This is a genomic window from uncultured Bradyrhizobium sp. (assembly GCF_964252615.1).
Lineage (GTDB): Bacteria > Pseudomonadota > Alphaproteobacteria > Rhizobiales > Xanthobacteraceae > Bradyrhizobium.
Genome location: NZ_CAXUNQ010000015.1, coordinates 38,481 through 61,825, shown reverse-complemented (window position 1 = coordinate 61,825; position 23,345 = coordinate 38,481). Strand labels below are relative to the sequence as shown.

Genomic DNA, 23,345 nt, shown 5'->3' with positions numbered 1-23,345 from the left:
GTGTGACGCAAATCACGAACCTGCCTGATTTGCGCGATTGTCCGCCCCTTTGTCAAGAGGGTCGAACGGTGGGCGGCGCTGCGATCACCTTACCTCATCAGGATCAAGCTTTAAGCGGATCATCAGTCGCAACAGTTTGGCAACAGATTCCGGGATCGCCGAATCGCCAGCGATCCAACGACGGCTATGCCTCTCGTTTACCCCAAGAAACAAGCCGGCGGCTCTCTGAGAGAGTCCTAAGCTTTTGATGGCCTCGGCATATTGAAGAGGCGTCACAGCGACCCCTCGGATTCAATCTTACCTCGCAGACTGTTAAGAAATTCGGCGGCAACCTTCATATTGGAACGATGCGCGCCCGTGGCACGAAACAGAATCTCAGCCTCTTGAGCGGTGGCATCTGGGCACTTGGCTTTCGCCAAAGCCTTATTAAGAGAGGCCCAATATGCGACGAAGGATTTGGTCATTTGTCTGCCCCGTTTGTTCGATGGGGTAAGTAATAGGACAATTTAGCCTACAGGTCAATATGTCCTATCATCACGAAATATTACAGCGCTCAGCATGCCCGGCCTCGTGCCGAGGCATCCACGACAGAGACGCGGCGACCACCGATATGCCTTCAAAAACAAGGGGATTTTTTAGTTTTTCCCTTAGTTCGGGACCGCGACGGGCTTGAGCTTTGCCGAGATTCGTCATGCCCGGGCTTGTCCCGGGCATCCCGTAAGGCGCGAGGATTCCGCTACCGATTATCGCGTATTCATCAGAAAAGCCGGAACGCTTTGCATACGACCGGATAAAATCCTCCCGTGTCATCCGATCCCCCACAATTTTGCCAGTCTGTATCCAGCATCCCGCAAAATCTCGGTCGCGGCTAGTCTAGCACGATACGGACTACCAAACCCGATGGAATGCCCGGCAATGTGCAAAGGCCACTCAGCACAGACGACGTTATCCACAACGATGCCGGGACGATGGCCTATCAGTTCCCGGGCCTCGCGGTATTGCTGGCGATGGTGAGCTTGACGCTCCGATTTTGCCATGCCCGACATATTCGACGGATCGGATGCAAATATCCGGTTCAGGTCCACTGTCCCAACTGACAGTTCTAACCCGCCATGATACCAGTGATGCTTGTAGCGTTGCAGGGCGGTGAATTCGATTGGGTCGATCCGCCTGCCCTTAAACATCCGCCCTAAGGGACTATCGGCAAATATATAGGTCCGTACGCCCTGATGATCGCCGCCAACGTAGAATGCGCCAGCGGCCATTTCCAAGCGTTCTGGGGTAGGTCCACGGACATCAACCTGAGCCGCCTTCAGCTTCTCATCGAAATTGATTTCTTGTTTGACCGTGCGGGTCATTCCGCCTCCTGATAGACATCCATGGGATGGTCAAGAGCTTCCCGCGCTTCAACCGGTAATGGCAATTTCTGCGCTACAGTCTGCCGCTGATCCCACGTATCGTAGGAAACCCATATTCCCGGCCTGCTCTCGAACTTGAACAACCGTTCATTAGCCGTCTCCGACCACGCAAGCAGCAATGAATACCTCGGATGCGAGGCCGGCACAAAAACGGTCGCCAGGTCGCCTGGCAGCCTCGGTGGTGGCGGTAGTCGAGCGCGGCTGAAGTCCGGCGCCGGCAATGCCCCAAGCCACCGGATATGGTCCCTCCGCGCTGCAACACCATCGCAGTAGACTTTCAGCTCGCCAGCATTGGGCATAAACGACATGAACTTTTCCGTTGTCGCTATCCCTGTTCGCGGATCGGTTACTTCGCGGATCAAGTTGACATCGTAGATGGAAAGAACCGCGGCCACAGCCGCGACATAGGCATCTGGATCGTTAGCATCACCCCGACGATATGAGCCGAACAGGACCCTGGCCCGCTCCGTCGCGTATTCCGCTTGGAGCTGGTTCGTCGAGCGCGCGGACTTTTGCGAGAAGGTCGCTCGCTGCGTCGTGTACGGTTCGTCGCCCATTGGAATTTCCTTTCTGGCCCAGGCCACCGCCGTAATCGAGCGCGCGATCGATCCAGTTTCGCCACGCGGCGTCCCAATTTTTCGAAACACGACCCTTGTCGGCCGCGTGATTTTTGAATTTTTGCAGTTCTGCTATCGCTCGAAGCGGACCGATCCGCTCGAGCGAGGCTTGCCAAGCGCTGTCGCCAGGTCGCCAATCGTCGGGAATCTGTGACGCCCGCGCTTTGCGCGGCTCTCTCTCTTTCTTCCCTTCTTCTATTCTTTCTTTCTTAGAGAGAGGCGCGTTGTCACTTGTGACGGTTTGTGACGGTTTGTGACGTTCTGTGACGCACGCCTTTTCTGACGCGTGACCGTCACCGGTGACGATTTGTGACGCTCTGTTCGCGCGCCATTTCTGCGTTCGAAGGGCTGCCTTTGACGGTTGACCGGCAATAATTTCGGCTCCGGCGCGCACAACCAGAGCAGCCGCATCGGCCGGGTCCATACCCGAGGCTATCAAAGCCGAGATGAGTTCACGCACAGCGCTCACACCACACCCCGCTCAAGTTTGGTCGCCAATGCCCCAATCGGCCGAGCTGATCGCTCAGCCGATCGCTCGGCCGATTGCTCGGTATCAGGATCGTCCGGTGGCCTGCTCATCTCTTGAGACGAGGCAAACCTGTGAGCCCGCGGCATCGAATCTGTTTCCCGTGAAACATGCCGCGACAGCACGGTATTAACTGCGGCGGATCGGCAACAGTGGCATTTGCAGTTCACGCAGGTCATGCGGATTTTTCCTCCCGCGCTATCCCCTCGCCTGGCCGGACGTAAATCTCCTTGCAGGCAAGGCGGTTCTTTCCTGCCATCTGATCGGCCAGCTCTCGGTTTTCATAAACAGAGCCGCAAGCGCCGATGAGCGGCGAGTAAATGTTGACGAAATAGACCTTGGAAGATGGCTCGGTCATGCATCTCTCCGCAGCCAGCGCAGTTCGGCAGGGCCTACGTGGTTTTTCGTCCATACCAGCCAGCAGAAATCCATCTTGCCGCCGCCGGGCTTCTCGCCTGCCGTGATGGTGTGACCGGGCGGCATGCTGGGGCGCGGCGTCATAAGCCAAACGCGCCCCAGCGGGGTCGCCCTAAGCCAATGAGCGGCATTCAGGCGGGCGGTCGGGAAAATCATTGCAACTTTTTGAACACCGCCATGCGCCAAGGCATGTTCGGCAAATCGTGCGGCGACATTGAAAGGCGGGTTGCAGACTATATCGCTGTTGACCGGATGCTTTGGCGAAATCAAAAAGTCGTGGATACCCGCAAAGTCAGGATATCCTCGGTCAACTATGTCAGTGCCTCTCGCGAGAAGACCAGCCTTGATTGCGGATTCCGGTATGCGACCAAAGCCGCAGCACGGGTCCCAAATCGAACGGTCGAATTTCTCCTCGGCAAAAAGCCGCTCCGAGCACCAATGCGGCTCAACGTAGTGCTCATGAGTTTCGCGTTGCCACGCGTGCGCGTTGATTGGGGTTGCGAGAATGTCGGTCATGCCGACGCCGAACGTATGGTGACGCGCACACCGCGTACATCGGGCGCCCAGCGCATAACGAGTTCGCGCACAAACCGCTGATCGTCCCCTTCAATAACCAAGTGTTTAACCAGAAGATCGACCGTGGTCTTCTCGCGATTGGCCAAATCTGTCTGGCGGCTGGTCTGCGGTTCTGCGACTTCGATCAGCAGGGATACTTTGCCCCGAGTCTGCGGGGGGCGCTGAATGTTCAGTCGAAGGCCGGCTTCCTTGATCCAAGCATTATACTCGGACGTGCGGTAGCGCATGCCTTTGGTGCTGGCGAACAAATTGTTGGTCGTCGGCGGCATCGGTAACTCGACGGTTACCGCAGCCGGGTTGTGAAATGGCGCGTCTGTCATGCGGTTCTCTTTTGAAAGACGAAATCTGAACCCAAAACTGCCGGGCCGGCAGCACGCAAAACGCAACGGAACTGAATCAAACGCACGCCAACGTGATGCTCTCGCGATAAAGATGCGAGTGACTTCGCGTCCAGGTCACGCGGTCGAATTTGGTCCTGTCCTTGAAATCCGGCAGTACCGCTTGGCGATGAACGAAGGTCTTGATGCCGAGCTGAGAATGCAGGGTCACGCCCTTGCGCTGCCGCGGGCTGGCAAGACGCTCGGCCCGGCGGGCATCGCGGAGCTTTTGCTTGCGCGCTCTGCGCCATGCCTGGGCTATCGCTGTATCTTTGAATGGCATTGCCGCTATCCCCTATCTTTCGGCAAGAGACGCTCTGCCAACCGCAGTAACCTGCGCGCGCAGGCCATCAATGTCCGCGCGGTAAAAATCCGTATCTCCCGCGTTGAGCCGGGCTTCAAGCCGAACGAGAAGCATTTTGATCTCGTGGAGTTCATTACGCGCTGCCCTCTCGTTCTTGATACGCAACGCCTCGCGGATTTGATCCAGCTCGTATTCCTCAACGCGGCGAGCCTTGCGATACCAAAGGTCGAACCCTCGCCAGTATTGAAGATGCGCAAGCGCGCTTGCCCGCCCGATGGCGTTCTTGACGAACTCCCCCGGCGGTCGCGGTAGCGACAGTTCCCGCAGCATAGCGGATGCTAAAACCACATCACTCAAGGTTGCCCTCCCAAGGATTTTGGGAACGTTCTCGTCGCGCTCCCAAGCCTATGAGCAAATAAAAAATCCATCACAGCGCACCCGCACTGGATGGAGACGAAATGTCAGACGATGATTCCGGGCTATGGATTTCGCTGCACACAGCCACGTGCGACGCACTGGCGCGGCTGCTCGAGGAAGGGGTGACGGCCGCCGGCCTGGGATTGGGGGGCAAATCGGCCGGAGCCGTCACCTTCTCGCCGCCGGAGGATGCCTTGTCCGGGGCGATACCTGAAAAGTCGGCGTGTTCGACACAGAACAACGCGCCGCTGATATTGAAGAATGCAGGTTTGATGCAGTCTCGGCAGCGGGTCATGATCGCAACCTTGCAGGGTTGCACTTGCGCATTTCGCAAATCACCGCGCGAGAACTACCCGCAGAAGTGGTTGCTACTAACGGATAAGTTGCGGTTTCAAAAATTTTTCGTGAAGCAGCAAAATGCCGCAGTAGGAAAAATTTCTGTATCTCCCTGCCTCTTAATGTGCTTGCTTTGTTCCGGGGCGGCGGGATCGGGAGTGGATCACAATGGGAAAGGTAATTCGCGGCCCTTGGCGTCGGCGTCATGTGCGGGCCTCCGCGAGAGTAACGATCTTTTGTATCGGCAGCCGGATAATGCTTCGTTCCATTCCTGCCTCCGGCAGGAGAAACCTGCAATGACCGACGACGAATTGTTGGCGCAAGCGCCCTCGCTTCCGGTTCTGTATTTCGATGGCTATGGAGCTTGGCGGAAGGTCAACGGCGTAATCCGCTGTGTCGGATTCACAATTGGCCTTGGTGGCCAGTACAATATCATCACATCGATTATCGGAGCCGAGCAGGCCAGCCGGGATACACGCCAAGCGCTCGACGCGAAAGCCGCTCCGGCCATCGCAATATGGAGTGGAGCGCTGGCTCATTGAGCAGCCTCGTTAGCAACCTCAAGGTTCTGGTAGTCATCGGCGGTCGAAACGCCGTTCGTGAATTTCTTGATTTCTTCGAGTGTTTCCCAGTCGGGGCGCACCAGCCTGCGGCGGATTCTGCTCACGGTAGGACGTGAACGGGAAATGCCGGTCGCCACTTCCTCATCGGAAAGGCCCCTCTGAGCCATGTAGTCAGCCAAATGCACCATGATCTTTTGTACATGGGGCGCACATCGTTCGTCAAGGCTTTTGTGCATGCCGTGTTGTGTACAAGTCAACCCTTCAGTGCATGATAATGTACATGGTTCGAAAACAAGCCCGTCCGCGACCCAAGCCACCTCGGTTCCAGCCCACTTTTATGCGGCAATGGCGCGAGTATCGCGAAATGACCCTTGAAAGGGCTGGCGAGGCCGTGGATATGTCCCACGCACAGCTCGGACGGATTGAGCGGGGCCTTCAACCGTACAACCAGGAGCTTCTTGAGGCTCTTGCGGAGCTTTATAAAACAACCCCAGCCAGCCTGATCATGCATGATCCCACAGACGAGAGGGCGATTTGGTCGCTTTGGGATCAAGCTCAGGAGGCCGAGCGGGAAGATACAACGAAATATCTTGAATTTCGGGTCAAAACAAGGACCGGAACGTGATTCGGCGGTTTAGTGCCGGCCTTGCTCTTTTGGCAACCCTCACCGGCCACGCGGACGCGCAGGACGCTAAAAAGACCAAGGAAATAGCCAATAACTTCTCACACCAAAATCTTATTTGCAGCTCTTATTACTATTTTGTAGGGCAATGCCTCGAGAAGGCGGACCCTAAAGATCGCTTGGTAAAGCAGTACAGGACAGGCGCCGAGACGTTTTTGCAACGCGGGATTGACATGGCCCGCGTTGCCGGTGTGTCGGATAAGGCCATAAATGCCAAAATGGAACTGGCTATCGAGGATATGAAGTCCGAAACCGACAACGATTGCGTCAATATCGCGGTTTTGTTGAAAAAACACGCTAAGACGTGCAAATCGACAATGGACGACGGGCCTGCCATCTTATTAGAGCAATACAAAGCTGCCCGTTAGGGCCTCCAAGGCCGCATACCCCTAAACACCATCCTAACCCGACGCCGAAGGCGAGGTTCTCACGCGTCAAAAATAATTGTACATAGCACACACATTGTCTATTGACCTATTGTACATCCCGTGTACACTCATTCCATCGACCAAGGTAAGTTCGAGGGGACGAGACGATGACAGACCCGTTATTTTTTATCGAAATCGCAGGCCTCAACACGCGCGGCAAATGGTTCTTAGAAGCTGATCGCGATCAGTCCCGCACAGACGTTCTGGACACCATCCGGGATTACAACAGTCAGGTTCTCACCGTCCTTGAGGTTTTCGAGGACGAGAACTCGGTGCGCAATGTGACCGAGGACATGAAGCTTGAGGCCGGCATTACCAATGATGCACCCCCGCCAGGCGGTCAAGACAAGATCGATTGGCAGCGGGATCGGCGACTCGACGAACTCAAGCACGAGACTTCGAACGGTCGCTCGGCTCGGCGCCTCAATGCGAGGGTTGCGTGATGGCAAAAATCATCCGAACAAAGACCAAAGCCCACGGCGGGATTACCGCCCGTGAAAAATCCTTGATGGATGAACATGCGCAGCTCTGGATTTCCAGAGCGATGCGAACGGACCCGATCGAACCGGAGAAGATTATCCCGGAAATCGAAGGTCTTTATGCGGTTGCGGGTTTGAAGAAACCGCGCGTGGTAATCGTTCCATCGCCGTTAGTTATGGCTTTCGCTTATGGCGCTTCGGCTGCGATTTGGTACGCCCGTAAACATCCAAACGCACGCAACGCCACGCGCATCGCCACGCGCAACGCCACGGACAACGCCACGGACATCGCCACGCTCAACGCCACGGACAACGCCACGCGCATCGCCACGCGCAACGCCACGGACAACGCCGAAGAAAACGCCGCCTCTGCCTGTCGCGATCTAGCTGGTGATCTTGGAATCGCCAGCGCCAGACGTTGGCATGAGAGTTACCAGGGCGGTAACATGTGGGCCAGCTATGACTGCTACCTCACTGCCTGCCGTGGCATCCTTGGCCTCGAACTAACGAGTCACGCCGCTTACGCGTATTGGGAGCAAGCCGCGATCCATGGCGGGTTTCGTGTCCTGCACGAAGAGTTCTGCATCGTCAGTGACTTTCCTGAGGTCTTATTGAAAGACGAAGAAAACAGGCCTCATTGTGAGGCCGGACCCTCGCATCGTTGGCGGGATGGTTGGTCGCTTTATCACTGGCATGGGACAAAAGTACCCGCTGAGTGGATTGAAGATCGCGCGTCCCTGACACCGAAAATCGCGCTTAGCCAGCAGAATATGGAGCTCCGTCGCGCTGCTTGCGAAATTCTAGGCTGGGCCAACATTCTCCGAGACCTCAATGCAAGTACCATTGACTGCGATGGTGACCCGCAGATCGGCGAATTGGTTGAAGTCAAACTTCCCGATCTTCCAGCCAAAGCAAAATTCTTACGGGTCCGATGCGGTACTGGCCGCGAATTTGCAATAGGCATTCCGCCGCACATCAACAAGGCTCTCGATGCCCAGGCCTGGATCGTTGGGCTCGAACCGAGGGATTTTGTGCGGCCTGAGATACGAGCATGAGCATAAACGAGGTAGCCGCTCTCACTGTCGGCACTTTGTATGGCGCATTCTACTATGACGAACTCTCGCGCATCGGAGAGACTATCGGTCGATGTATCGGAGGAATCATCATCTCGACAATCTTTGCACCATTCAACCATGGAGACTAAAATGCAGACTTTCAAAACCGCCGCAGCGCAGGGTGAAATCACAATCCGTCGCGTTGGCGATGTACCCGCTAAACGAGCATTGCCGTCCGGCTATTCCAACATGAAACCGGAGCACGGTAAATTCATCATCGGCCACAGTGAAACCGGTCATCATCATGTTCTTGAACGCACCACCGGCGTTGACATCGCAGTGATGGACAAAGCGCCTGCCGGCATGAAAATCCTCCGTGCCATCCTCGAGACCCCGAACTCGCTCATTCATCTGCGCGAACACGACACACACCAGACGATCCAGCTTCTCCCGGGCGAATATGAGTTCCGCATCGCGCGAGAATTCGACCATTACGCCGAACTTGCGCGCCAGTCGGCGGACTGAAACTACCATGACAATCCCCCATGAAGAGGGAGCGCTTTATGCAGCGTATGTGGCTGGGGCGCTTGTGTTTTCGATCTTCGCTCTTTGCATAGCGATAGGTGCGTAATGACATACGAGCCCGACTCAGCAGAACATCTGGAACGTCGCGTTGATTTCCTCGTTCGGGAAATGGACGAGCTGGTAGCGATGGCAAACAACTCTGAAACTCGCCAGATGATCGAGAACGAGGCAATCGGCATCGGACAGGTTCAATTGCGCGCCGGTCTGATCCTGACGCTCCTCAAAGAGGTTCCAAAACTGAGGGTGGTGCGGTGAACTACGAAACCGCACAAGATTTGTTTGACGCTCTTTGCGCGCCGTTCGCAGCCGAGGAAATCGAATGGCGCGTAGGATCGACGACAACCGACAAGAGCAAGGGAATGGCGTGGGCCTACATCGACGCCCGCGCTGTCATGGACCGCCTGGATGGCGTCTGTGGTCCCGAAAACTGGCAATGCAATTACTCCCCTGCCCCCGGCAATTCGATCATTTGTAATATTGGCGTACGGATGCCGGGGGGCGACTGGATATGGAAGGCGGACGGCGCCGGAGCAACCGATGTCGAAGGCGAAAAAGGAATGCTCAGCGATGCCTTGAAGCGTGCGGCGGTGCGCTGGGGTGTCGGGCGGTATCTTTACGAGATGAAATCGCCTTGGGTTGAATTGGAGGAAGGCAGAAACGGCAGGGCCGGCCCTATAAAGGTATCCGAGCGCAAAAAGCTGGATGAAACTCACGATGAGGCCTCAAAGCGCGTCGGCTGGGGAGGTCCTTCGGACGTAGCGACCTATCGCTTTCTGCTCCGCATCGTCACCGAAACGGTGACGCAGCCGAGCGATGCTGAAGCATTCCGTGAAAAATACAAGAGCATGTTTCCGCTGCTCAGGGTAGCGGCGCGCAGACATCTTGATCAGACATTGAGCCGCGTTGGCTCTCAGCGTGAGGCGGCGGAATAATGACCTACGACAACAACAATCGTGGCGCAATCTGGAAGAACGACGACAAGCGGGAAGATAACCATCCTGATTTCAAGGGCAGTCTGAACGTCAATGGCGTCGATTATTGGGTTTCTGCATGGAAAAGGAAGGATGGTGCTTCGGCAAACGCTCCTGCGCTCTCGTTCACTGTGAAGCCGAAGGAAGAGCAGCCCCGCGCGGCGCAGCAATCCATCAGCCAGCGCGCAATGCCACGCCGGCCTGCGCCGGACTCACGGGTCTCATCTGGCCCACAACGTCAAAATATCATTCCCGACGACGACATAGACGATCGGATTCCTTTCTGATGAGCCGAGCGGTGATCTCAATATCGACGGATATCGACCGCGATCGCGCGGTGAGATGGGTTATGCAAGTCCCGGCTGGCACTCGCCTTGAATTTAAGGCCCCGAAACGATCGTTACCGCAGAATGACCGCATGTGGGCAATGTTGACAGACGTTGCGGTTCAATTGCCGTGGGACGGGAACAAGCTTTCGCCGGACGATTGGAAATTGATCTTTCTTGACGCATTAAAGCGCGAGCTTCGCATGGTCCCGAACATCGATGGTAGCGGCTCAGTGAACCTGGGCCGCTCATCGTCGGATTTGTCAAAGGCGGAAATGGCGGACTTGATTACGCTGATCGAAGCTTTCGGCGCTACGCATGGCATCCTCTTTAATTATCCCGCAGACGCAAAATGAACCGCGCAACGGATGAATGGACAAGTGGAGCGTCGGACATGACACAGAAAACGGGTCAAGCCCCTACGTTTGAAGAACTGGCGTCTCGGGTCGAGAGACTAACGGAGCCGTGCAAAGAGAATTTTATGGGCACTGAGACCAGAAATGTCGGCCGCGCCCTTTTCGCATCCAATGCAAAGGGGGAGTGAGATGGCATCCCAAGTCACCGCCTGTATGTTGGCGCGCATTGAACTCGCCCTAGAGCAAGCTCGCGACTGCATCAAAGGCGAGACGCCGGAAGATATCACGCCTGGCGAAGCCGAGGATGACACGTTCTCGAAAATACGAGAGGCGCTTGAAGATGTTGCGGCGCTTCGCCGCCTTGCCGCCAAGCCGACAGATGAGGGGGTGCGGGAGCCGACGGAAGCAATGCTGAACGCGGCGCGAGATTGGGCTGTAGTTGAATACGGGAGAGGCATTGGTAACGATGCAGCAAGAGGCTGTTGGCAAGCAATGTTCGACGCCGCACCCCTACCCTCACCCGATGGTAAGGTAGCGGCAAAGCGTGCCGACGGAGGCACTCAATGACCGTCGTCGACATCATGGCCGCGGCGTTGGATCAGCAACTGCAGAACCGCGGGATTTTTTCGCTGGGCCGGAAAGACTGTCAAGCGATCATGGCACGGGTGATCGAACAAGCCGCCGCAGTCGCCTACGAAGTCTCGAAACGCACTACTGCGGAGCGCAAATGACCCGTCCCGCCGTCATCCCGGCCGGGCTGTGGCCGCCCCGAATGGCTGTGGAAATGGCAGCCGGCTATTGCGGCGAACGCTCCGCTGAGGCTTTCTTGTCCCGGGTAGGAACCGAATACCCGAAACCTTGCGTCAAGGCGGGGCGGCGGCAGCTATGGCTGAAGGAAGACCTGGACCGGGCGATCAGGCCCGGCGCAAGCGAAACCGCGGCGGACGTCGCGGCGGACTTGTGACCATGCGGCGCGCGCTGCCGCGCTTCGTTGTCCCAAAGGCCGTTGCCGGCCGGACACGCTACTACTGGACGCTGCCCACCTATTACCGCAGGCTCGGCTGCACCCTGCACAAGGAACACGAGACGGCGCTTGGCGATGACTACGCGATCGCCTGCGGCGAAGATGGCGCTGGCGGCCGCGCCGCCACGCTCAACGGTCTGTTTGACGATTGGGACCGCGCCCGCCTCGGCGAGCCGCCGAAGCCGAAGATCGAGGTGAAAACTGGTTCGGTCGACTGGTTGTTTCAGACCTACAAGGCCTCGAACGACTGGAAGGAACGGATATCCCGCCGCACGGCGCCGGATCATGAGGTCACCATGAACCTGATCCGGGATCTCAGGCGCAAGTCTGGGGTGCGGATCGGCGACACCATGGTGACCTCGATCACGCCGGAGGTTGCCGACAAGCTTTACGAAAAAGTGCGCGATACGCCGGTCCGCAAGGGCAAGACGCAACGGCCTCGCACCGCGGAGAAGGTGGTCGCGATCTGCCGGCACGCCTGGAAGGTCGTGCATCGGCTGCATCCGGGCCTATTCATCAAGGGAACGTCCGTCGGCGAAGAGCCGGTTTGGAATCCCTGGGAAGGCCTCGCAATGCGCCGGCGCCACAAGGCGACCAAACCGGCAGCGACCCGCGACCAGGTCTACGCCTTCGCTTGGGGCGCGGTAGCGGCGGGTTTCCCGGAGCCGGCTGCCGCAGCGGTGATCTGCTTTGAATGGCTGCAGCGCCCGGAGAACGTGCTGGCGGGCTATGTTATGTGGAACGGATACCGCGGGCCTTCACACCCGACGCAAATCCGGATCGAGCATCACAAGACCGGCGAGATGGTGATGCACCCACTGGAGGACATCGTCGACGGCGACCGCGTGCTGTTCTACGAAGAGGCCGAACAGGTGCTGTCTCACCTTTCCCGGATCGGCGTAGGGCTGGTGATGCGGCCAGGCCTGAAGGGCGCGCGGCAGTGGAACGTGCACACCATGGACCGCCATGTCCGGATGTTGCGTGAAAAGCTCGGCCTGCCCTCGACTTTCACTATGGACGCCTGCCGGCACGGCGGCATGACCGAGCTCGAGGAAGCCGAATTGACCGACGGCCAGGGCCGCGCCTTGTCGGCGCATCGCTCGAAGGCGTATGATGGATATGCCAAGCGAACCGAGAAGCGCGCGCTGGCAGCGACACGCAAGCGGTACGCGCACAAGGCGGCACTCGAAAAGGACATCCCCCATGGGCGACACGAAATCAGCACTCAAAAAACGTCTGATCTTCACCGACGGAATTAAAAACCGCTTTGCGTTCCAAGAATACGAAGATGGCATCTACGCGATCATAGGACCGTTTGACAACTTTACGGCCGACGCTGAGTTTCAAGATGAGCTTACCGAACTTTGCCGACGTTACAATTTGAAGCACGGCCATCTCTCGAAAGAAAAGTACGCGGCGTTATCTGAGGGACGGGATGACCTACAATCCTGATTTGGTCCGAAAATATTATCTGGGCGAGATCGACACCTTCGCCGCTGCCGCGCGACGCAAAACCGAAAAGGGAAGCCAAATGAATCCCGACGAAGCGGCAATTGCACCGAACTCGCGAACGCGATCAGAGGATTGAACTCCGCGCTGGAGAATGCGCAAGGCGCCCGCCTTGAGGTCAATGTCGACTACAGCAGGATGCAAAAGCTCGGCAACCGTTCGGACCACCGCATCTATTATACCGAAGTTTCAAAATAGGCTTTTTTTCCAGCGGGTCGGGTGACCGCAAAATTCTGAAACTCAAAAATAGCTGAACAATATCAGGCCCGCAAAATCACGCCAGTTTCAGAACTCTGCCTTGATCCTGCTCGCAAACCACTCTGCTTTGCAGACCGTTGCGTAACCACTCCGCCACGTGGCCTCATGCCGAACCTCATATACGCCACGGGCCGGATAGGCAACCGAGCCGGTTCAGGCCTATTTGCGGCGGCGGTAATCGCGTTTCGGCCGGGGTTTTGGCGCGAGTTCCGGCATCGAATGCTGCGCCTTACGGTACCGGGCCAGCATGCGTTCGAAACTGTCATTCAGCGTCGCTTCGAGTTCGGGACGCTTCTCGAGGGCCGTTAGCAGCATCCCGGCGGCCTCGATGGTCGACAGCCCATCGCGGCGCGGTTCGCGGCGCAGTTTTCCGTAACGCGACGGCGTCGCGGGGCCCAGGATGACGCGCTGGCACTTCAGCATCCATGCATTGCGCCACCACAGCGCCTTGGCCTGGCTCCAGGTGCCGTCCAATAGCACGACGCCTTCGATGTCCTTGAGGGTCGCGCGCTGATCGTCCTCGATCTCGCCCTTGCGATTGATGGCGACGATGTCGCTGTTGGTGTCGAGGTCCGCGACCCTGGCGGAGCCGAGATAAAGCACCGCCCAGCGCTGGGGGTCATGGACCGGGCGCCCCAGCGCCTTGGACAGGCTCGGCCATGACAGCCCGACCCTGAGCACCGCGTTCTTGAAATGCAGTGCGGTGAGCCGCGCCGTCCCGAGCGCCCTGTCCTGCTCCTGCGGATGCTGCAGGATCAGAAGCGAAACCCGGCTCTCGATCGGGGTGATGCTGTCGCAAATGCATAACGGCAGAGGTTTTTGGCAGCGCGGGCAATCGGCAAGCGCCTCGATGGCGGCCTCGCCGGCGGCGGGTTCCAGGTGTTTTGACATGCCTCGCTATACGCTTCGCGCGCCAAGGCTTCAACAAGCCTTCAAGGCAAGGCATCAGCCCGCTATTCCGCCGGCGCGGTCGCCGGCACCGGCCCAGGTCGCCGCCGCAGCCGGTCGATCAGCAGATAGATCACCGGCGTGGTGTACAGCGTCAGGATCTGCGAGACAAACAGTCCGCCGATGATGGTGATGCCGAGCGGCCGGCGCAACTCGGTGCCGGGACCGGTGGCGATCACCAGCGGAATGCCTGCAAAAAGCGCGGCCATGGTCGTCATCAAAATCGGCCGGAACCGCGCGCTGCAGGCCTCGAAAATCGCATCCGCCGACGACAGGCCGCGGTGGCGTTCGGCGTCCAGCGCAAAATCCACGATCATGATGCCGTTCTTCTTGACAATGCCGATCAGCAGGATGATGCCGACGAACGCAATGATGGTGAGTGGCGTATTGGTGACCTGCAACGCCAGCAGCGCGCCCAATCCCGCGGACGGCAAGGTGGAAATGATAGTGAGCGGATGCGCGAGGCTCTCGTAGAGCACGCCGAGCACGATGTACATCGCCACCAGCGCGCCAAGGATAAGCAGCGGCTGCCGCCCCGTAGTCTTGTTGAAATCGCCGGCATTGCCGTCAAAACTGCCGCGGATCCCTTCCGGCATGTGCAATTCATCCACGGCGCGCTGGATGTTGGTGGTGCCGACTTCCAGCGCCACATCCGGCAGAAGGTTGAACGACACCGTCGTCGAGGGAAACGATTGCGAATGATAGACCGCCAGCGGCGATAATCCGCGCTGATACCGGACGACGGCGGACAATGGCACCTGCGTGCCGTTGGCGCCGGCAACGAAGATGCGTTCGAGATTGGACGGGTCGCTCTGGAACTTCGGATTGATCTCCAGCACGACCATGTACTGGTTGCGCTGGGTGTAGATGATCGAGATCTGCCGCTGCGAGAACGCGTTGTTGAGCGCGTTGTCGATGTCCTGCACCCGAACGCCGAGGGTCGACGCCTTTTGCCGGTCGATCGACAGGGTCAACTGCAGCCCGCCGGGGTCGCGGTCGCTGGAGACGTCGGTGATGCCTTCGACGGTCTCCATGCGCTTGGCGACCAGCGGTGCCCACTTCTGCAGCGCATCGAGGTCAGTACTCGACAATGTGTACTGATAATCGGAATCGCTTTGACGCCCGCCGGCCCGGATGTCCTGCGCGGCGAACATGAACAGTCGGATACCGGCAACCTGGCCCAGATTTCGGCGCAGCCGGTCGATCACGATCTGCGTGCTGATTCCGCCGCGCTCTGCCGGAGGCTTGAGGCTGATGAACATGATGCCGCGGTTGGACCCGCCTCCTCCGGGGCCGCCGGCTCCGCCGAGCGACGATCCGACCCCGGCAACGGCCGGATCGGCCATCACGATCTCGGCGAGGCGCTGCTGCAGTCCGAGCATCGACTGAAACGAGATATCGGCAGACGCCCGCGTCGCGCCGATCACGAAACCACTGTCGTCGATCGGGAAATAGCCTTTCGGCGTCTTGATGTAGAGCGTCACCGTCAATGCGATGGTCGCAAAGAACACGACCAGGGTCAGGAACGGGAAGCCCAATACGATGCGCAGGGTTCGTTCATAGAATGAGACGATGCGCGACAGCGAGCCCTCCACGATGCGGTCGAACCAGGTCGCATCGTGCGACGTCGTGGTCTTGATATAATGCGCGCAGATCATCGGGGTGACCGTCAAGGACACCACCGTCGACACCACGATGGCGAATGTCAGCGTCAGCGAGAATTCCCGCAACAACCGGCCGACGATCCCATCCATGAAAATCAGCGGCGTGAACGCGGCGATCAGCGACAGGCTGATCGACAGCACCGTGAAGCCGATCTGCCGGGCGCCGTCGAGAGCTGCCTGGTAGGGCGGCATCCCCTGCTCCAGGTTGCGATACATGTTCTCGATCATGACGATGGCGTCGTCGACGACAAAGCCGATCGAGATTGCCAGCGCCATCAGCGACAGGTTGTCGACCGAGAACCCCGCCAGCCACATGCCGGCGCAGGTGCCGGCCAGCGCCAGTGGCACCGAGACGCCGGCGGCGATGGTCGGCGTCATCCGGCGCAGGAACACGAACACCACGAGCATCACCAGGAATGCCGTCGCCAGCAGCGTAAGCTGCATATCCTCGACGCTGGCGCGGATCGTCCCGGTGCGATCCGTCAGCGTCGAGATCTCGACGCCGCCGGGGATCCACTGCTTGAGATCGGGTATCAGCGCCTTGACCCGATCGACCATGTCGATGACATTGGCGTCGCCTTGCTTGGTGATCTGGATCAGCACCGCGGGCTGCTTGTTGAACCAGGCGATGGACCGGCTGTTGCGAACGGAGTCCTCGACGTCGGCGACGTCCGAGAGCCTGACGAAACTGCCGTTCGAGCTTTTAACGAGAATATCGCGGAATTCGGCCGCGGACCGCATCTGCCGGTTGACCGACAGCGTTTCGCTCTGCCGGCTGCCGTTGAAAATTCCGACCGGACCCAGTGCATTGGCATTGATGACGGCGGTGCGGACATCGTCGGTGGCGATGCCGGCGTTGGAGAGCGCAACCGGATTGAGCGAAATGCGCACCGCGGGCTGGTCGGCTCCCGTGACAGTCACCTCGCCAACGCCGGGCACCTGCGAAATCCGCTGCGCGATCACGGTGTCGGCGACGTCGTAGATGGCACTCGGCGAAATCGTCTTCGAGGTCAGCGCGAGCACGAAGACGGGCGCCGCGGCCGGATTGGCTTTACGAAATCTCGGCAGCGACGGCAGATCGCTCGGCAGGTCCGCCAGCGAGGCGTTGATCGCGGCCTGGACGTCGCGCGCGGCGCGATCGATGTCGCGGCCGATCGCGAACTGCAACTGGATGCTGGTCGAGCCCAGCGAACTCGTGGACGTGATCTGAACGATCCCCGCGATCTGACCAAGCCGGCGTTCCAGCGGTGCGGCCACGGTTCCCGCCATCACCGTCGGGTCTGCGCCGGGGCGGGTGGCGGATACCCGGATCATCGGGAAATCGACATTGGGCACGGCCGCGACGGGGAGAAACTCATAGGCGACCGCGCCGATCAGAAACAGCCCGATCGCTAGCAGAGTAGTGCCCACCGGCCGCCGGATGAATGGCTCGGAGATCGACACCATCACTGCATTCCCTCGGTCGCGCCCGCGATCGGCGGCGACGGCAGTTCAGGTCCGACCGGAGGCACCGCCTTCTCGATCCGCCGGTTCAACCGGTCGAGCGCGAGATAGATCACCGGCGTCGTGTACAGCGTCAGCAACTGACTGAGCAGCAAGCCGCCGATGATCGAAATGCCCAGCGGAAACCGCAGCTCGGCGCCGGTACCGCTTTCCACCGCCAGAGGCAGCGCACCGAACAGCGCCGCCAGCGTGGTCATCATGATCGGACGGAACCGGAGCAGGCAGGCCTGCACGATGGCGTCGTTCGCCGGCATGCCCTGATGCCGCTCCGCTTCGAGCGCGAAGTCGATCATCATGATCGCGTTTTTCTTGACGATGCCCATCAGCAGGATAATGCCGATCAGACCGATGACCGACAGATCCTGCCCGAACAGCATCAGCGCGAGAATGGCGCCGACGCCCGCCGACGGCAACGTCGATAGAATGGTGATCGGATGAATGTAACTCTCATAGAGAACGCCGAGCACGATATAGATGGTGACCAGCGCCGCAAGGATCAGCCAGGGCTGTCCGGCCAGCGATTTCGAGAATTCCGCCGCGTCGCCGGCAAACAGCCCGACAATGCTGCCGGGCATTCCGATCCGCGTTTCGAGGGTCCTGACCTCCTCCACCGCGTCGCCAAGTGCGGCACCCGGTGCGAGATTGAAGCTCAGCGACACGGCCGGAAACTGCGCCTGATGCGAGATCGCGAGCGGCGCGGTCGTGCGGGTCAAGGTCGCGACCGCGGAAATCGGCACCTGTCCGGCAGCGACGCCGGGAATTCCGCTGGCGGCGCCGGGGACGTAGAGTTTTGACAGAATCGAGGGATCGCGCTGGTATTCGGGCAATGCTTCCAGCACCACGCGGTACTGATTGGCCTGGCCGTAGATCGTCGAAATCTGGCGCTGTGCGAAGGCATCGTTCAACGTATCGTTCACGGCCTGAATACTGACGCCAAGTTGGCCGGCACGTTGCCGATTGACATCGAGGGCGGCGCGCAAGCCGCCCTCCTGCGCTTCCGAGGATACGTCGCGAAACAACGGATCACGCCGCAATTCATCGACCAGCTTTTTTGCCCACAGCGTCACCAGCGCGGCGTCGGTGCCGGTCAGCGTGTACTGGAATTGCGAGCGGCTCGATTGGGTACTGATCTGGACGTCCTGCACCGGCTGGAAGTAAACGGTCATGCCGGGGATCGACGCCACCTGCTCTTTCAACCGCGCGACCACGCCCGAAATATCGTCACGGCGTTCGCCGCGGGGCTTCAGCGCCATCACCAGGCGGCCGACATTGGTGGTCGGATTGACCGAGCCCGCGCCGATCACGGACACCACGCCGGTGACATCGGGATCGGCCTTGATCGCGTCCGCGGCCTGGGTCTGCCGGCTCTGCATCTCGGCAAAGGATACGTCAGCGCCGGCTTCCGTCACCGCGGTGATCGACGCCGTGTCCTGCAACGGCAGGAAGCCTTTTGGCGCCACGACATAGAGCGCCACCGTCGCGGCGATCGTCGCCAGCGTAACGACCAGGGTGGCGCGCTGATGCCGCAGCACCGACAGCAGCGTACGGTGATAGAACTCGGCCATGCGGTCGATACCGCGGCTGATCGCCGCAAGTCCCGGAATCGCGATCTCCTCGCTGGCGTGCTTCAACAGCCGCGAACACATCATCGGCGTCAGTGTCAGCGAGACGACGGCCGACGTCACCACCGCGATGGTCAGCGTCAACGCGAATTCGCGGAACATCCGCCCCACCAGCCCCGACATGAACAGCAATGGAATGAACACCGCGATCAACGACACCGTCAGCGAAATCACGGTAAAGCCGATTTCGCTGGCGCCCCGCAGCGACGCTTCCATCGCGGTTTCGCCATTCTCCATATGGCGGACGATATTCTCGATCATCACGATGGCGTCGTCGACCACGAAGCCGGTGCCGATGGTCAGCGCCATCAGCGAGAGATTGTCGAGACTGAAGCCGGAAAAATACATGATGCCGAAGCTGGTGATCAGCGATAGCGGCAGCGCCACGCCGGCGATCAGCGTTGCCCGCATCGACCGCAAAAACAGCAGCACCACCAGCGTAACCAGCACGACGCTCAGGATCAGCGTGAACTGCACGTCGCTGACCGAAGCGCGGATGGTCACGGTGCGGTCGCTGACGATGGTCAGCTTGACGCCGGCCGGAATCGCGCGCTGCACCTTGGGTATTTCAGCGCGAATTTGCCGGACGACTTCGATGACGTTGGCACCGGGCTGCCGCTGAATGTCGATGACGACGGCGGGCGTTCCGTTGTACCAGCCGCCGGTGCGGTCGTTCTCCAGCCCGTCGACGATTCTGGCAACGTCGCCGATGGTGACCGGGGCGCCGTTGCGATAGGCGATGATGATGGGCTTGTAGGCGTCGGCCGCCGCGATCTGATCGTTGGCGGCAATGGTGTAGGCCTGCTGCGCGCCGTCGAGCGACCCTTTCGGCCCCGAAACGTTGGCGCCGGCGATGGCGTTGCGCAGGTCCTCCATGGCGATGCCGTAAGCCGCGAGCCGTGCCAGATCGGCCTGCACGCGCACCGCGGGCTTGAGGCCGCCCAGCACCGACACGCGCCCCACGCCGGAAATCTGGCTGAGACGCTGGCCGAGCAGCGTGTCGGCAATGTCGCTCATGGCGCGCAGCGAAATTGTCTCTGACGTCAATGCCAACGTCAGCACCGGCGCGTCTGCGGGATTCACTTTGGCATAGGTCGGCGGATATGGAAGATTCTTGGGCAGGATTCCCGCCGCCGCGTTGATCGCCGCCTGCACGTCCTGGGTCGCGCCGTCGATATCGCGGTTGAGATCGAACTGCAGCGATATCTGGCTGACGCCGAACGAACTCGTCGAGGTCATCGACGACAGCGACGGAATTTGCCCGAGCTGGCGTTCGAGGGGGGCCGTGATCAGCGAGGCGATCACGTCTGGACTTGCGCCCGGCAATTGCGTCGTCACCTGTACGGTCGGGAAATCAACTTGCGGCAGCGCCGACACCGGCAGCGCCCAATAGCCGAGTATCCCGCCGATCAACAGCGCGATTCCCAGCAATGACGTGGCGATGGGCCGGCGGATGAACGGTTCGGAGACGCTCATGGCTGCGTGCTCATTGCTGCATCACCGGGGTCACGGCTGCGCCTTCGCTGCGCCGCCTGACTGGTCGCCTCCCTGCGCCGGGCCGGCTTGCCCCTTCTGATCGCCCTCGCCGCGTTCGATTTTCTTTCCGCGCTTTTCGCCCTGCCCGTCCTTGCTTTGTCCGTCCTTTCCTTGTCCATCCCTGCCTTGCACGTCCCGACTGTTCCTGCGTTTACGCGGCGCGAGATCGGCCGATGGCGTCTGGTCGTCCTTGCCGACGATGACCTTGGAGCCGTCGGCCAGATTGGCGAATCCGGTTGTCACGACCCGGTCGGTGGGCGCGAGCCCGCTGCCGATCACCGCATCGTTCTCGTTCTGCTGGATGACGGTGATCGGTTTCGCGGTCACGGTGTCATCGTCGCCGATGACATAGCTGAACGTTCCGGCAGGCCCGCGCTGCGCCGCCGACGTCGGGATCACGATGGCCTGGGGGAGCGTTTCGACCTTGAGCCGCACATTGACGAACTGACCCGGCCACAACTGAAATTTTTCATTGGGGAATTCGGCCTTCAGCTTCAAGGTTCCAGTGGCCGGGTCGACCTGGTTGTCGATGCCGGTCAGCTTGCCGGTGTCGGCCACGCTGGTGCCGTCATTGCCGAACACGTCGACCGGCAGCGCGCCCTTGGCGGAGGCGGCGTTGACCCGCACGATCTGCTGCTGCGGAAGACTGAACTGAACGGTGATCGGCTGCAGTTGCGTGATGATCACGAGGCCGGTGGCGTCCGAAGCGTGGATGATGTTGCCCTGGTCGACCTGGCGCAGGCCGGCACGGCCGGACAAGGGCGCGATGATCTTGGTATAGCCGAGCGTTGCCTTGGCGTTGTCGATGGCGGCCTGATCGGCGTTGACGAGCGCTTCCTGCTGCGCAACGACGGCACGTTGGGTGTCGGCCTGCTGCTTCGAGCCGGCGTTGGAGGCGGCGAGCTGCTGGTACCGGATCAAATCGAGGCGCATGTTGCCGAGTTGCGCCTCGTCCTGGGCTTTCTTGGCAACCGCCTGATCGAGCTGCGCCTTGTAGATCACAGGATCGATCTCGCCGAGAATATCGCCCTTTTTAACGTCCTGTCCTTCGGTGAAGTTGACGGCGATCAATTTGCCATCGACCTGCGCGCGGACCAGAACGTTATTGAGCGCGCGAACGGAGCCGACGCCTTCCAGATAGACCGGCACGTCCTGAATGCGGGGAGTCGCGGCCAGCACCGGCACCGCGAGATCGGGACGCGCGCCGCGGCTGGCGGCCTGCTTCTGCTGGAACGAGGTCCAGCCGATATAGCCGAGGCCGCCGAGGATCAGCAGGGTGATGAAGATCGAAACCACGCGGCGGCGCGCGCGGCCGGCCACGCGGGTGACACCCTGGCTCGCGGCTTTCGCGGTTTCATTCAGATCCGGCTTAAAGAGCATTGACCGGCCTCTCCACCTTCGGCTCCCAGCCGCCGCCCAGCGCCTGATACAGGCTCACGACTGCAAGCAGGCGGGCCAATTGCGCCTGCCACAGCACGTCTTCGGCCTGAAATAGCGTCAATTGCGTATTTAGCACAGTTACAATGTCGGCGGTGCCGGCTCGTAGCTGCTGCTCCGAGAGCTGAAACGCCCGCCGCGACGCAGCCACCACCTCGCGCTGCAGTCGCAGCTTCTCAGTGGTCTGTCGAATCGACACCAGCGCATTGTCGACATCGGCAAACGCCTGCACGACCGTCTTGCGATAGGTCTGCAGCAGTTCGTCCTGTCTGGCCTTGCTGAGTTCGAAATTGCCGAGAATCCGGCCGCCATCGAAAATCGGCTGGGTCAGGCCGCCGACCGCATTGAAGAACGCCGCGTGCGGTTGAAATAGCGATGCCAGCGACGAGCTCTGATAGCCGCCTTGCCCGGTCAACGTGATGCTCGGGAAAAACTGCGCCCGCGCGCTGCCGACATTGGCGGTGGCCGAGGCGAGTTGCGCCTCCTGCCGCCGGATATCCGGCCGTTGCGTCAGCAATTCGGACGGCAGTCCCGGTGTCACCCGCGGCGGAACGATCAGATTGAGCGATCCGCCGCTGACCTTCACGCTTTCCGGCGGCCGCGCCACCAGCGTCGCCAATGCGTTGATGTTCTGCGCCAGCGTTTGCCGCAGCGGCGGAACGGAAGCGCGCTGGTTGGCGAGAACAGCTTCTTGCTGCGCCACATCCAGATCGGTGCCGGTTCCGACCTTCAGGCGCGCCTTGATGGCGTCGAGAATCCGCGTCGCGCTGGCAATGTTGCTGGTGGCCGTGCGAATCCGGTCCTGCGATGCAATAACCTGAAAATAGGCGTTGGCGACGGCAGCGAGCGTCGTTAGCGCAACCACGTCGCGGTCGAAGCGATTGGCGGTTGAAATCTCCTCCGCCGCCAGCGCCGCATCGCGGTTCTTGCCCCAGAAATCGATCTCGTAGGCCGAGCTGAGCGAGGCGGTATAGTTGACCGTTTCGCGGCCGCCGATGCTCAAGCCGCTTGCGCTCGAGCCGGAGGTCCGGGAATAGGATTCCTGGCCGTTGAAGTTAAGGGTCGGCAGCAGCGCGGCGCCGGTGATCCGTGCTTGCGCATCGGCCTGGATAATCCGGGCGGTGGCGGCGGCAATGTCAAGGTTGACCGTCTGCGCCTCCTCCATCAGCGTGGTCAACTCGGACGCCCGGAAGCCGCGCCACCAATCCAGCGTCGGCGGGGCGCCGGTGCTGCTCCGCCCCGCAGCCTTGTAGCCGCCGGGAATTTCCAACGCAGGATCGGGAAGATCCTTGGTCAGGATGCAACCGGCCGAGGCGGCGACCACGATAAATGCCCCGAGCAACTTCACCCACCGCTCGAATCGAGGTTTTGCCGACGCAACTTGCAACGTATTCACCGGGGGTGATGCTTC

At 59.9% G+C, this 23,345-nt stretch carries 29 protein-coding genes; 17 read left to right on the top strand and 12 right to left on the bottom strand.

The features are described from left to right. Nucleotides 1–272: 272 nt before the first annotated feature. From ACFE72_RS10740 to ACFE72_RS10715, 6 genes are all read right to left on the bottom strand, one after another. Nucleotides 273–464, bottom strand: a complete 192-nt coding sequence (locus tag ACFE72_RS10740; RefSeq protein ID WP_375413075.1) for a hypothetical protein — start codon at nucleotides 462–464, stop codon at nucleotides 273–275. Nucleotides 465–806: 342 nt separating this feature from the next. Then, nucleotides 807–1,358, bottom strand: coding sequence for a hypothetical protein (locus tag ACFE72_RS10735; RefSeq protein ID WP_375413074.1), 552 nt, complete (start codon nucleotides 1,356–1,358; stop codon nucleotides 807–809). Next, the gene (locus tag ACFE72_RS10730) at nucleotides 1,355–1,975 is read right to left on the bottom strand and encodes a hypothetical protein (protein ID WP_375413073.1); all 621 of its coding nucleotides are present in this window, start codon (nucleotides 1,973–1,975) and stop codon (nucleotides 1,355–1,357) included. Before ACFE72_RS10730 ends, ACFE72_RS10735 begins: the two co-directional genes overlap by 4 nt. 761 nt (nucleotides 1,976–2,736) lie before the next feature. Continuing rightward, the gene (locus tag ACFE72_RS10725) at nucleotides 2,737–2,919 is read right to left on the bottom strand and encodes a hypothetical protein (RefSeq protein WP_375413072.1); all 183 of its coding nucleotides are present in this window, start codon (nucleotides 2,917–2,919) and stop codon (nucleotides 2,737–2,739) included. Next, the gene (locus ACFE72_RS10720) at nucleotides 2,916–3,494 is read right to left on the bottom strand and encodes a hypothetical protein (RefSeq protein ID WP_375413071.1); all 579 of its coding nucleotides are present in this window, start codon (nucleotides 3,492–3,494) and stop codon (nucleotides 2,916–2,918) included. Before ACFE72_RS10720 ends, ACFE72_RS10725 begins: the two co-directional genes overlap by 4 nt. Continuing rightward, nucleotides 3,491–3,874, bottom strand: a complete 384-nt coding sequence (locus tag ACFE72_RS10715) for a RusA family crossover junction endodeoxyribonuclease (protein ID WP_375413070.1) — start codon at nucleotides 3,872–3,874, stop codon at nucleotides 3,491–3,493. The genes ACFE72_RS10720 and ACFE72_RS10715 overlap by 4 nt, the downstream gene beginning before the upstream one ends. A gap of 181 nt (nucleotides 3,875–4,055) precedes the next feature. Here ACFE72_RS10715 and ACFE72_RS10710 point away from each other — a divergent pair, with 181 nt between their 5' ends. Both ACFE72_RS10710 and ACFE72_RS10705 read left to right on the top strand, forming a co-directional pair. Continuing rightward, entirely contained in the window at nucleotides 4,056–4,547 is a 492-nt protein-coding gene (locus ACFE72_RS10710; RefSeq protein ID WP_375413069.1) for a hypothetical protein, read from the top strand. Nucleotides 4,548–4,693: 146 nt separating this feature from the next. Beyond that, on the top strand, nucleotides 4,694–5,530 hold the full coding sequence (locus ACFE72_RS10705) for a hypothetical protein (RefSeq protein WP_375413068.1): 837 nt from the start codon (nucleotides 4,694–4,696) through the stop codon (nucleotides 5,528–5,530). Here the strand turns inward: ACFE72_RS10705 and ACFE72_RS10700 are convergent. Further along, complete coding sequence (locus ACFE72_RS10700) at nucleotides 5,524–5,787, bottom strand: helix-turn-helix domain-containing protein (protein WP_375413067.1); 264 nt, start codon at nucleotides 5,785–5,787, stop codon at nucleotides 5,524–5,526. The two genes, ACFE72_RS10705 and ACFE72_RS10700, sit on opposite strands and share 7 nt — an antisense overlap. A gap of 44 nt (nucleotides 5,788–5,831) precedes the next feature. Between ACFE72_RS10700 and ACFE72_RS10695 the strand changes: the two genes are divergently transcribed. The 15 genes from ACFE72_RS10695 to ACFE72_RS10625 all read left to right on the top strand — a co-directional run bounded on the left by ACFE72_RS10695 (nucleotide 5,832) and on the right by ACFE72_RS10625 (nucleotide 13,164). Then, nucleotides 5,832–6,176 carry a helix-turn-helix domain-containing protein gene (locus ACFE72_RS10695; protein ID WP_375413066.1) on the top strand — a complete coding sequence of 115 codons (345 nt, stop codon included), beginning with the start codon at nucleotides 5,832–5,834 and terminating at the stop codon, nucleotides 6,174–6,176. Further along, nucleotides 6,173–6,601 carry a hypothetical protein gene (locus tag ACFE72_RS10690; protein ID WP_375413065.1) on the top strand — a complete coding sequence of 143 codons (429 nt, stop codon included), beginning with the start codon at nucleotides 6,173–6,175 and terminating at the stop codon, nucleotides 6,599–6,601. Before ACFE72_RS10695 ends, ACFE72_RS10690 begins: the two co-directional genes overlap by 4 nt. Nucleotides 6,602–6,768: 167 nt before the next feature. Next, entirely contained in the window at nucleotides 6,769–7,104 is a 336-nt protein-coding gene (locus ACFE72_RS10685; protein ID WP_375413064.1) for a hypothetical protein, read from the top strand. Further along, entirely contained in the window at nucleotides 7,104–8,195 is a 1,092-nt protein-coding gene (locus ACFE72_RS10680) for a DUF6745 domain-containing protein (protein WP_375413063.1), read from the top strand. The genes ACFE72_RS10685 and ACFE72_RS10680 overlap by 1 nt, the downstream gene beginning before the upstream one ends. Before the next feature lie 150 nt (nucleotides 8,196–8,345). Then, nucleotides 8,346–8,720, top strand: coding sequence for a hypothetical protein (locus ACFE72_RS10675; protein WP_375413062.1), 375 nt, complete (start codon nucleotides 8,346–8,348; stop codon nucleotides 8,718–8,720). Between the two features lie 105 nt (nucleotides 8,721–8,825). Further along, on the top strand, nucleotides 8,826–9,035 hold the full coding sequence (locus ACFE72_RS10670) for a hypothetical protein (RefSeq protein WP_375413061.1): 210 nt from the start codon (nucleotides 8,826–8,828) through the stop codon (nucleotides 9,033–9,035). Then, nucleotides 9,032–9,712: a Rad52/Rad22 family DNA repair protein gene (locus ACFE72_RS10665; RefSeq protein WP_375413060.1), complete on the top strand. Its 681-nt coding sequence runs from the start codon at nucleotides 9,032–9,034 to the stop codon at nucleotides 9,710–9,712. The genes ACFE72_RS10670 and ACFE72_RS10665 overlap by 4 nt, the downstream gene beginning before the upstream one ends. Next, nucleotides 9,712–10,038 carry a hypothetical protein gene (locus tag ACFE72_RS10660; protein ID WP_375413059.1) on the top strand — a complete coding sequence of 109 codons (327 nt, stop codon included), beginning with the start codon at nucleotides 9,712–9,714 and terminating at the stop codon, nucleotides 10,036–10,038. The genes ACFE72_RS10665 and ACFE72_RS10660 overlap by 1 nt, the downstream gene beginning before the upstream one ends. Further along, on the top strand, nucleotides 10,038–10,433 hold the full coding sequence (locus ACFE72_RS10655) for a recombination protein NinB (protein ID WP_375413058.1): 396 nt from the start codon (nucleotides 10,038–10,040) through the stop codon (nucleotides 10,431–10,433). Before ACFE72_RS10660 ends, ACFE72_RS10655 begins: the two co-directional genes overlap by 1 nt. A 189-nt stretch (nucleotides 10,434–10,622) precedes the next feature. Next, nucleotides 10,623–11,000 carry a hypothetical protein gene (locus ACFE72_RS10650; RefSeq protein WP_375413057.1) on the top strand — a complete coding sequence of 126 codons (378 nt, stop codon included), beginning with the start codon at nucleotides 10,623–10,625 and terminating at the stop codon, nucleotides 10,998–11,000. Beyond that, on the top strand, nucleotides 10,997–11,164 hold the full coding sequence (locus ACFE72_RS10645) for a hypothetical protein (RefSeq protein ID WP_375413056.1): 168 nt from the start codon (nucleotides 10,997–10,999) through the stop codon (nucleotides 11,162–11,164). The genes ACFE72_RS10650 and ACFE72_RS10645 overlap by 4 nt, the downstream gene beginning before the upstream one ends. Continuing rightward, nucleotides 11,161–11,397, top strand: a complete 237-nt coding sequence (locus ACFE72_RS10640) for a hypothetical protein (protein ID WP_375413055.1) — start codon at nucleotides 11,161–11,163, stop codon at nucleotides 11,395–11,397. The genes ACFE72_RS10645 and ACFE72_RS10640 overlap by 4 nt, the downstream gene beginning before the upstream one ends. A gap of 2 nt (nucleotides 11,398–11,399) precedes the next feature. Next, entirely contained in the window at nucleotides 11,400–12,716 is a 1,317-nt protein-coding gene (locus ACFE72_RS10635; RefSeq protein ID WP_375413054.1) for a hypothetical protein, read from the top strand. Next, nucleotides 12,661–12,909 carry a hypothetical protein gene (locus ACFE72_RS10630; protein WP_375413053.1) on the top strand — a complete coding sequence of 83 codons (249 nt, stop codon included), beginning with the start codon at nucleotides 12,661–12,663 and terminating at the stop codon, nucleotides 12,907–12,909. The genes ACFE72_RS10635 and ACFE72_RS10630 overlap by 56 nt, the downstream gene beginning before the upstream one ends. Nucleotides 12,910–13,041: 132 nt before the next feature. Continuing rightward, entirely contained in the window at nucleotides 13,042–13,164 is a 123-nt protein-coding gene (locus tag ACFE72_RS10625) for a hypothetical protein (protein WP_375413052.1), read from the top strand. A 219-nt stretch (nucleotides 13,165–13,383) separates the two neighbouring features. On the opposite strand, the gene ACFE72_RS10620 is transcribed toward ACFE72_RS10625, so the two are convergent. The 5 genes from ACFE72_RS10620 to ACFE72_RS10600 all read right to left on the bottom strand — a co-directional run bounded on the left by ACFE72_RS10620 (nucleotide 13,384) and on the right by ACFE72_RS10600 (nucleotide 23,282). After that, nucleotides 13,384–14,115 (bottom strand): tRNA-uridine aminocarboxypropyltransferase, encoded by a 732-nt coding sequence (locus tag ACFE72_RS10620; protein WP_375413051.1) that lies wholly within the window; start codon nucleotides 14,113–14,115, stop codon nucleotides 13,384–13,386. A gap of 62 nt (nucleotides 14,116–14,177) precedes the next feature. Further along, complete coding sequence (locus ACFE72_RS10615; RefSeq protein ID WP_375413050.1) at nucleotides 14,178–17,282, bottom strand: efflux RND transporter permease subunit; 3,105 nt, start codon at nucleotides 17,280–17,282, stop codon at nucleotides 14,178–14,180. Continuing rightward, complete coding sequence (locus ACFE72_RS10610; protein ID WP_375413049.1) at nucleotides 17,282–20,437, bottom strand: efflux RND transporter permease subunit; 3,156 nt, start codon at nucleotides 20,435–20,437, stop codon at nucleotides 17,282–17,284. The genes ACFE72_RS10615 and ACFE72_RS10610 overlap by 1 nt, the downstream gene beginning before the upstream one ends. A 30-nt stretch (nucleotides 20,438–20,467) precedes the next feature. Continuing rightward, a complete protein-coding gene (locus ACFE72_RS10605) occupies nucleotides 20,468–21,877 on the bottom strand; it encodes an efflux RND transporter periplasmic adaptor subunit (protein WP_375413048.1) in 1,410 nt (469 codons plus the stop codon). Next, a complete protein-coding gene (locus tag ACFE72_RS10600) occupies nucleotides 21,867–23,282 on the bottom strand; it encodes an efflux transporter outer membrane subunit (RefSeq protein ID WP_375413047.1) in 1,416 nt (471 codons plus the stop codon). Before ACFE72_RS10600 ends, ACFE72_RS10605 begins: the two co-directional genes overlap by 11 nt. Nucleotides 23,283–23,345 lie beyond the last annotated feature (63 nt).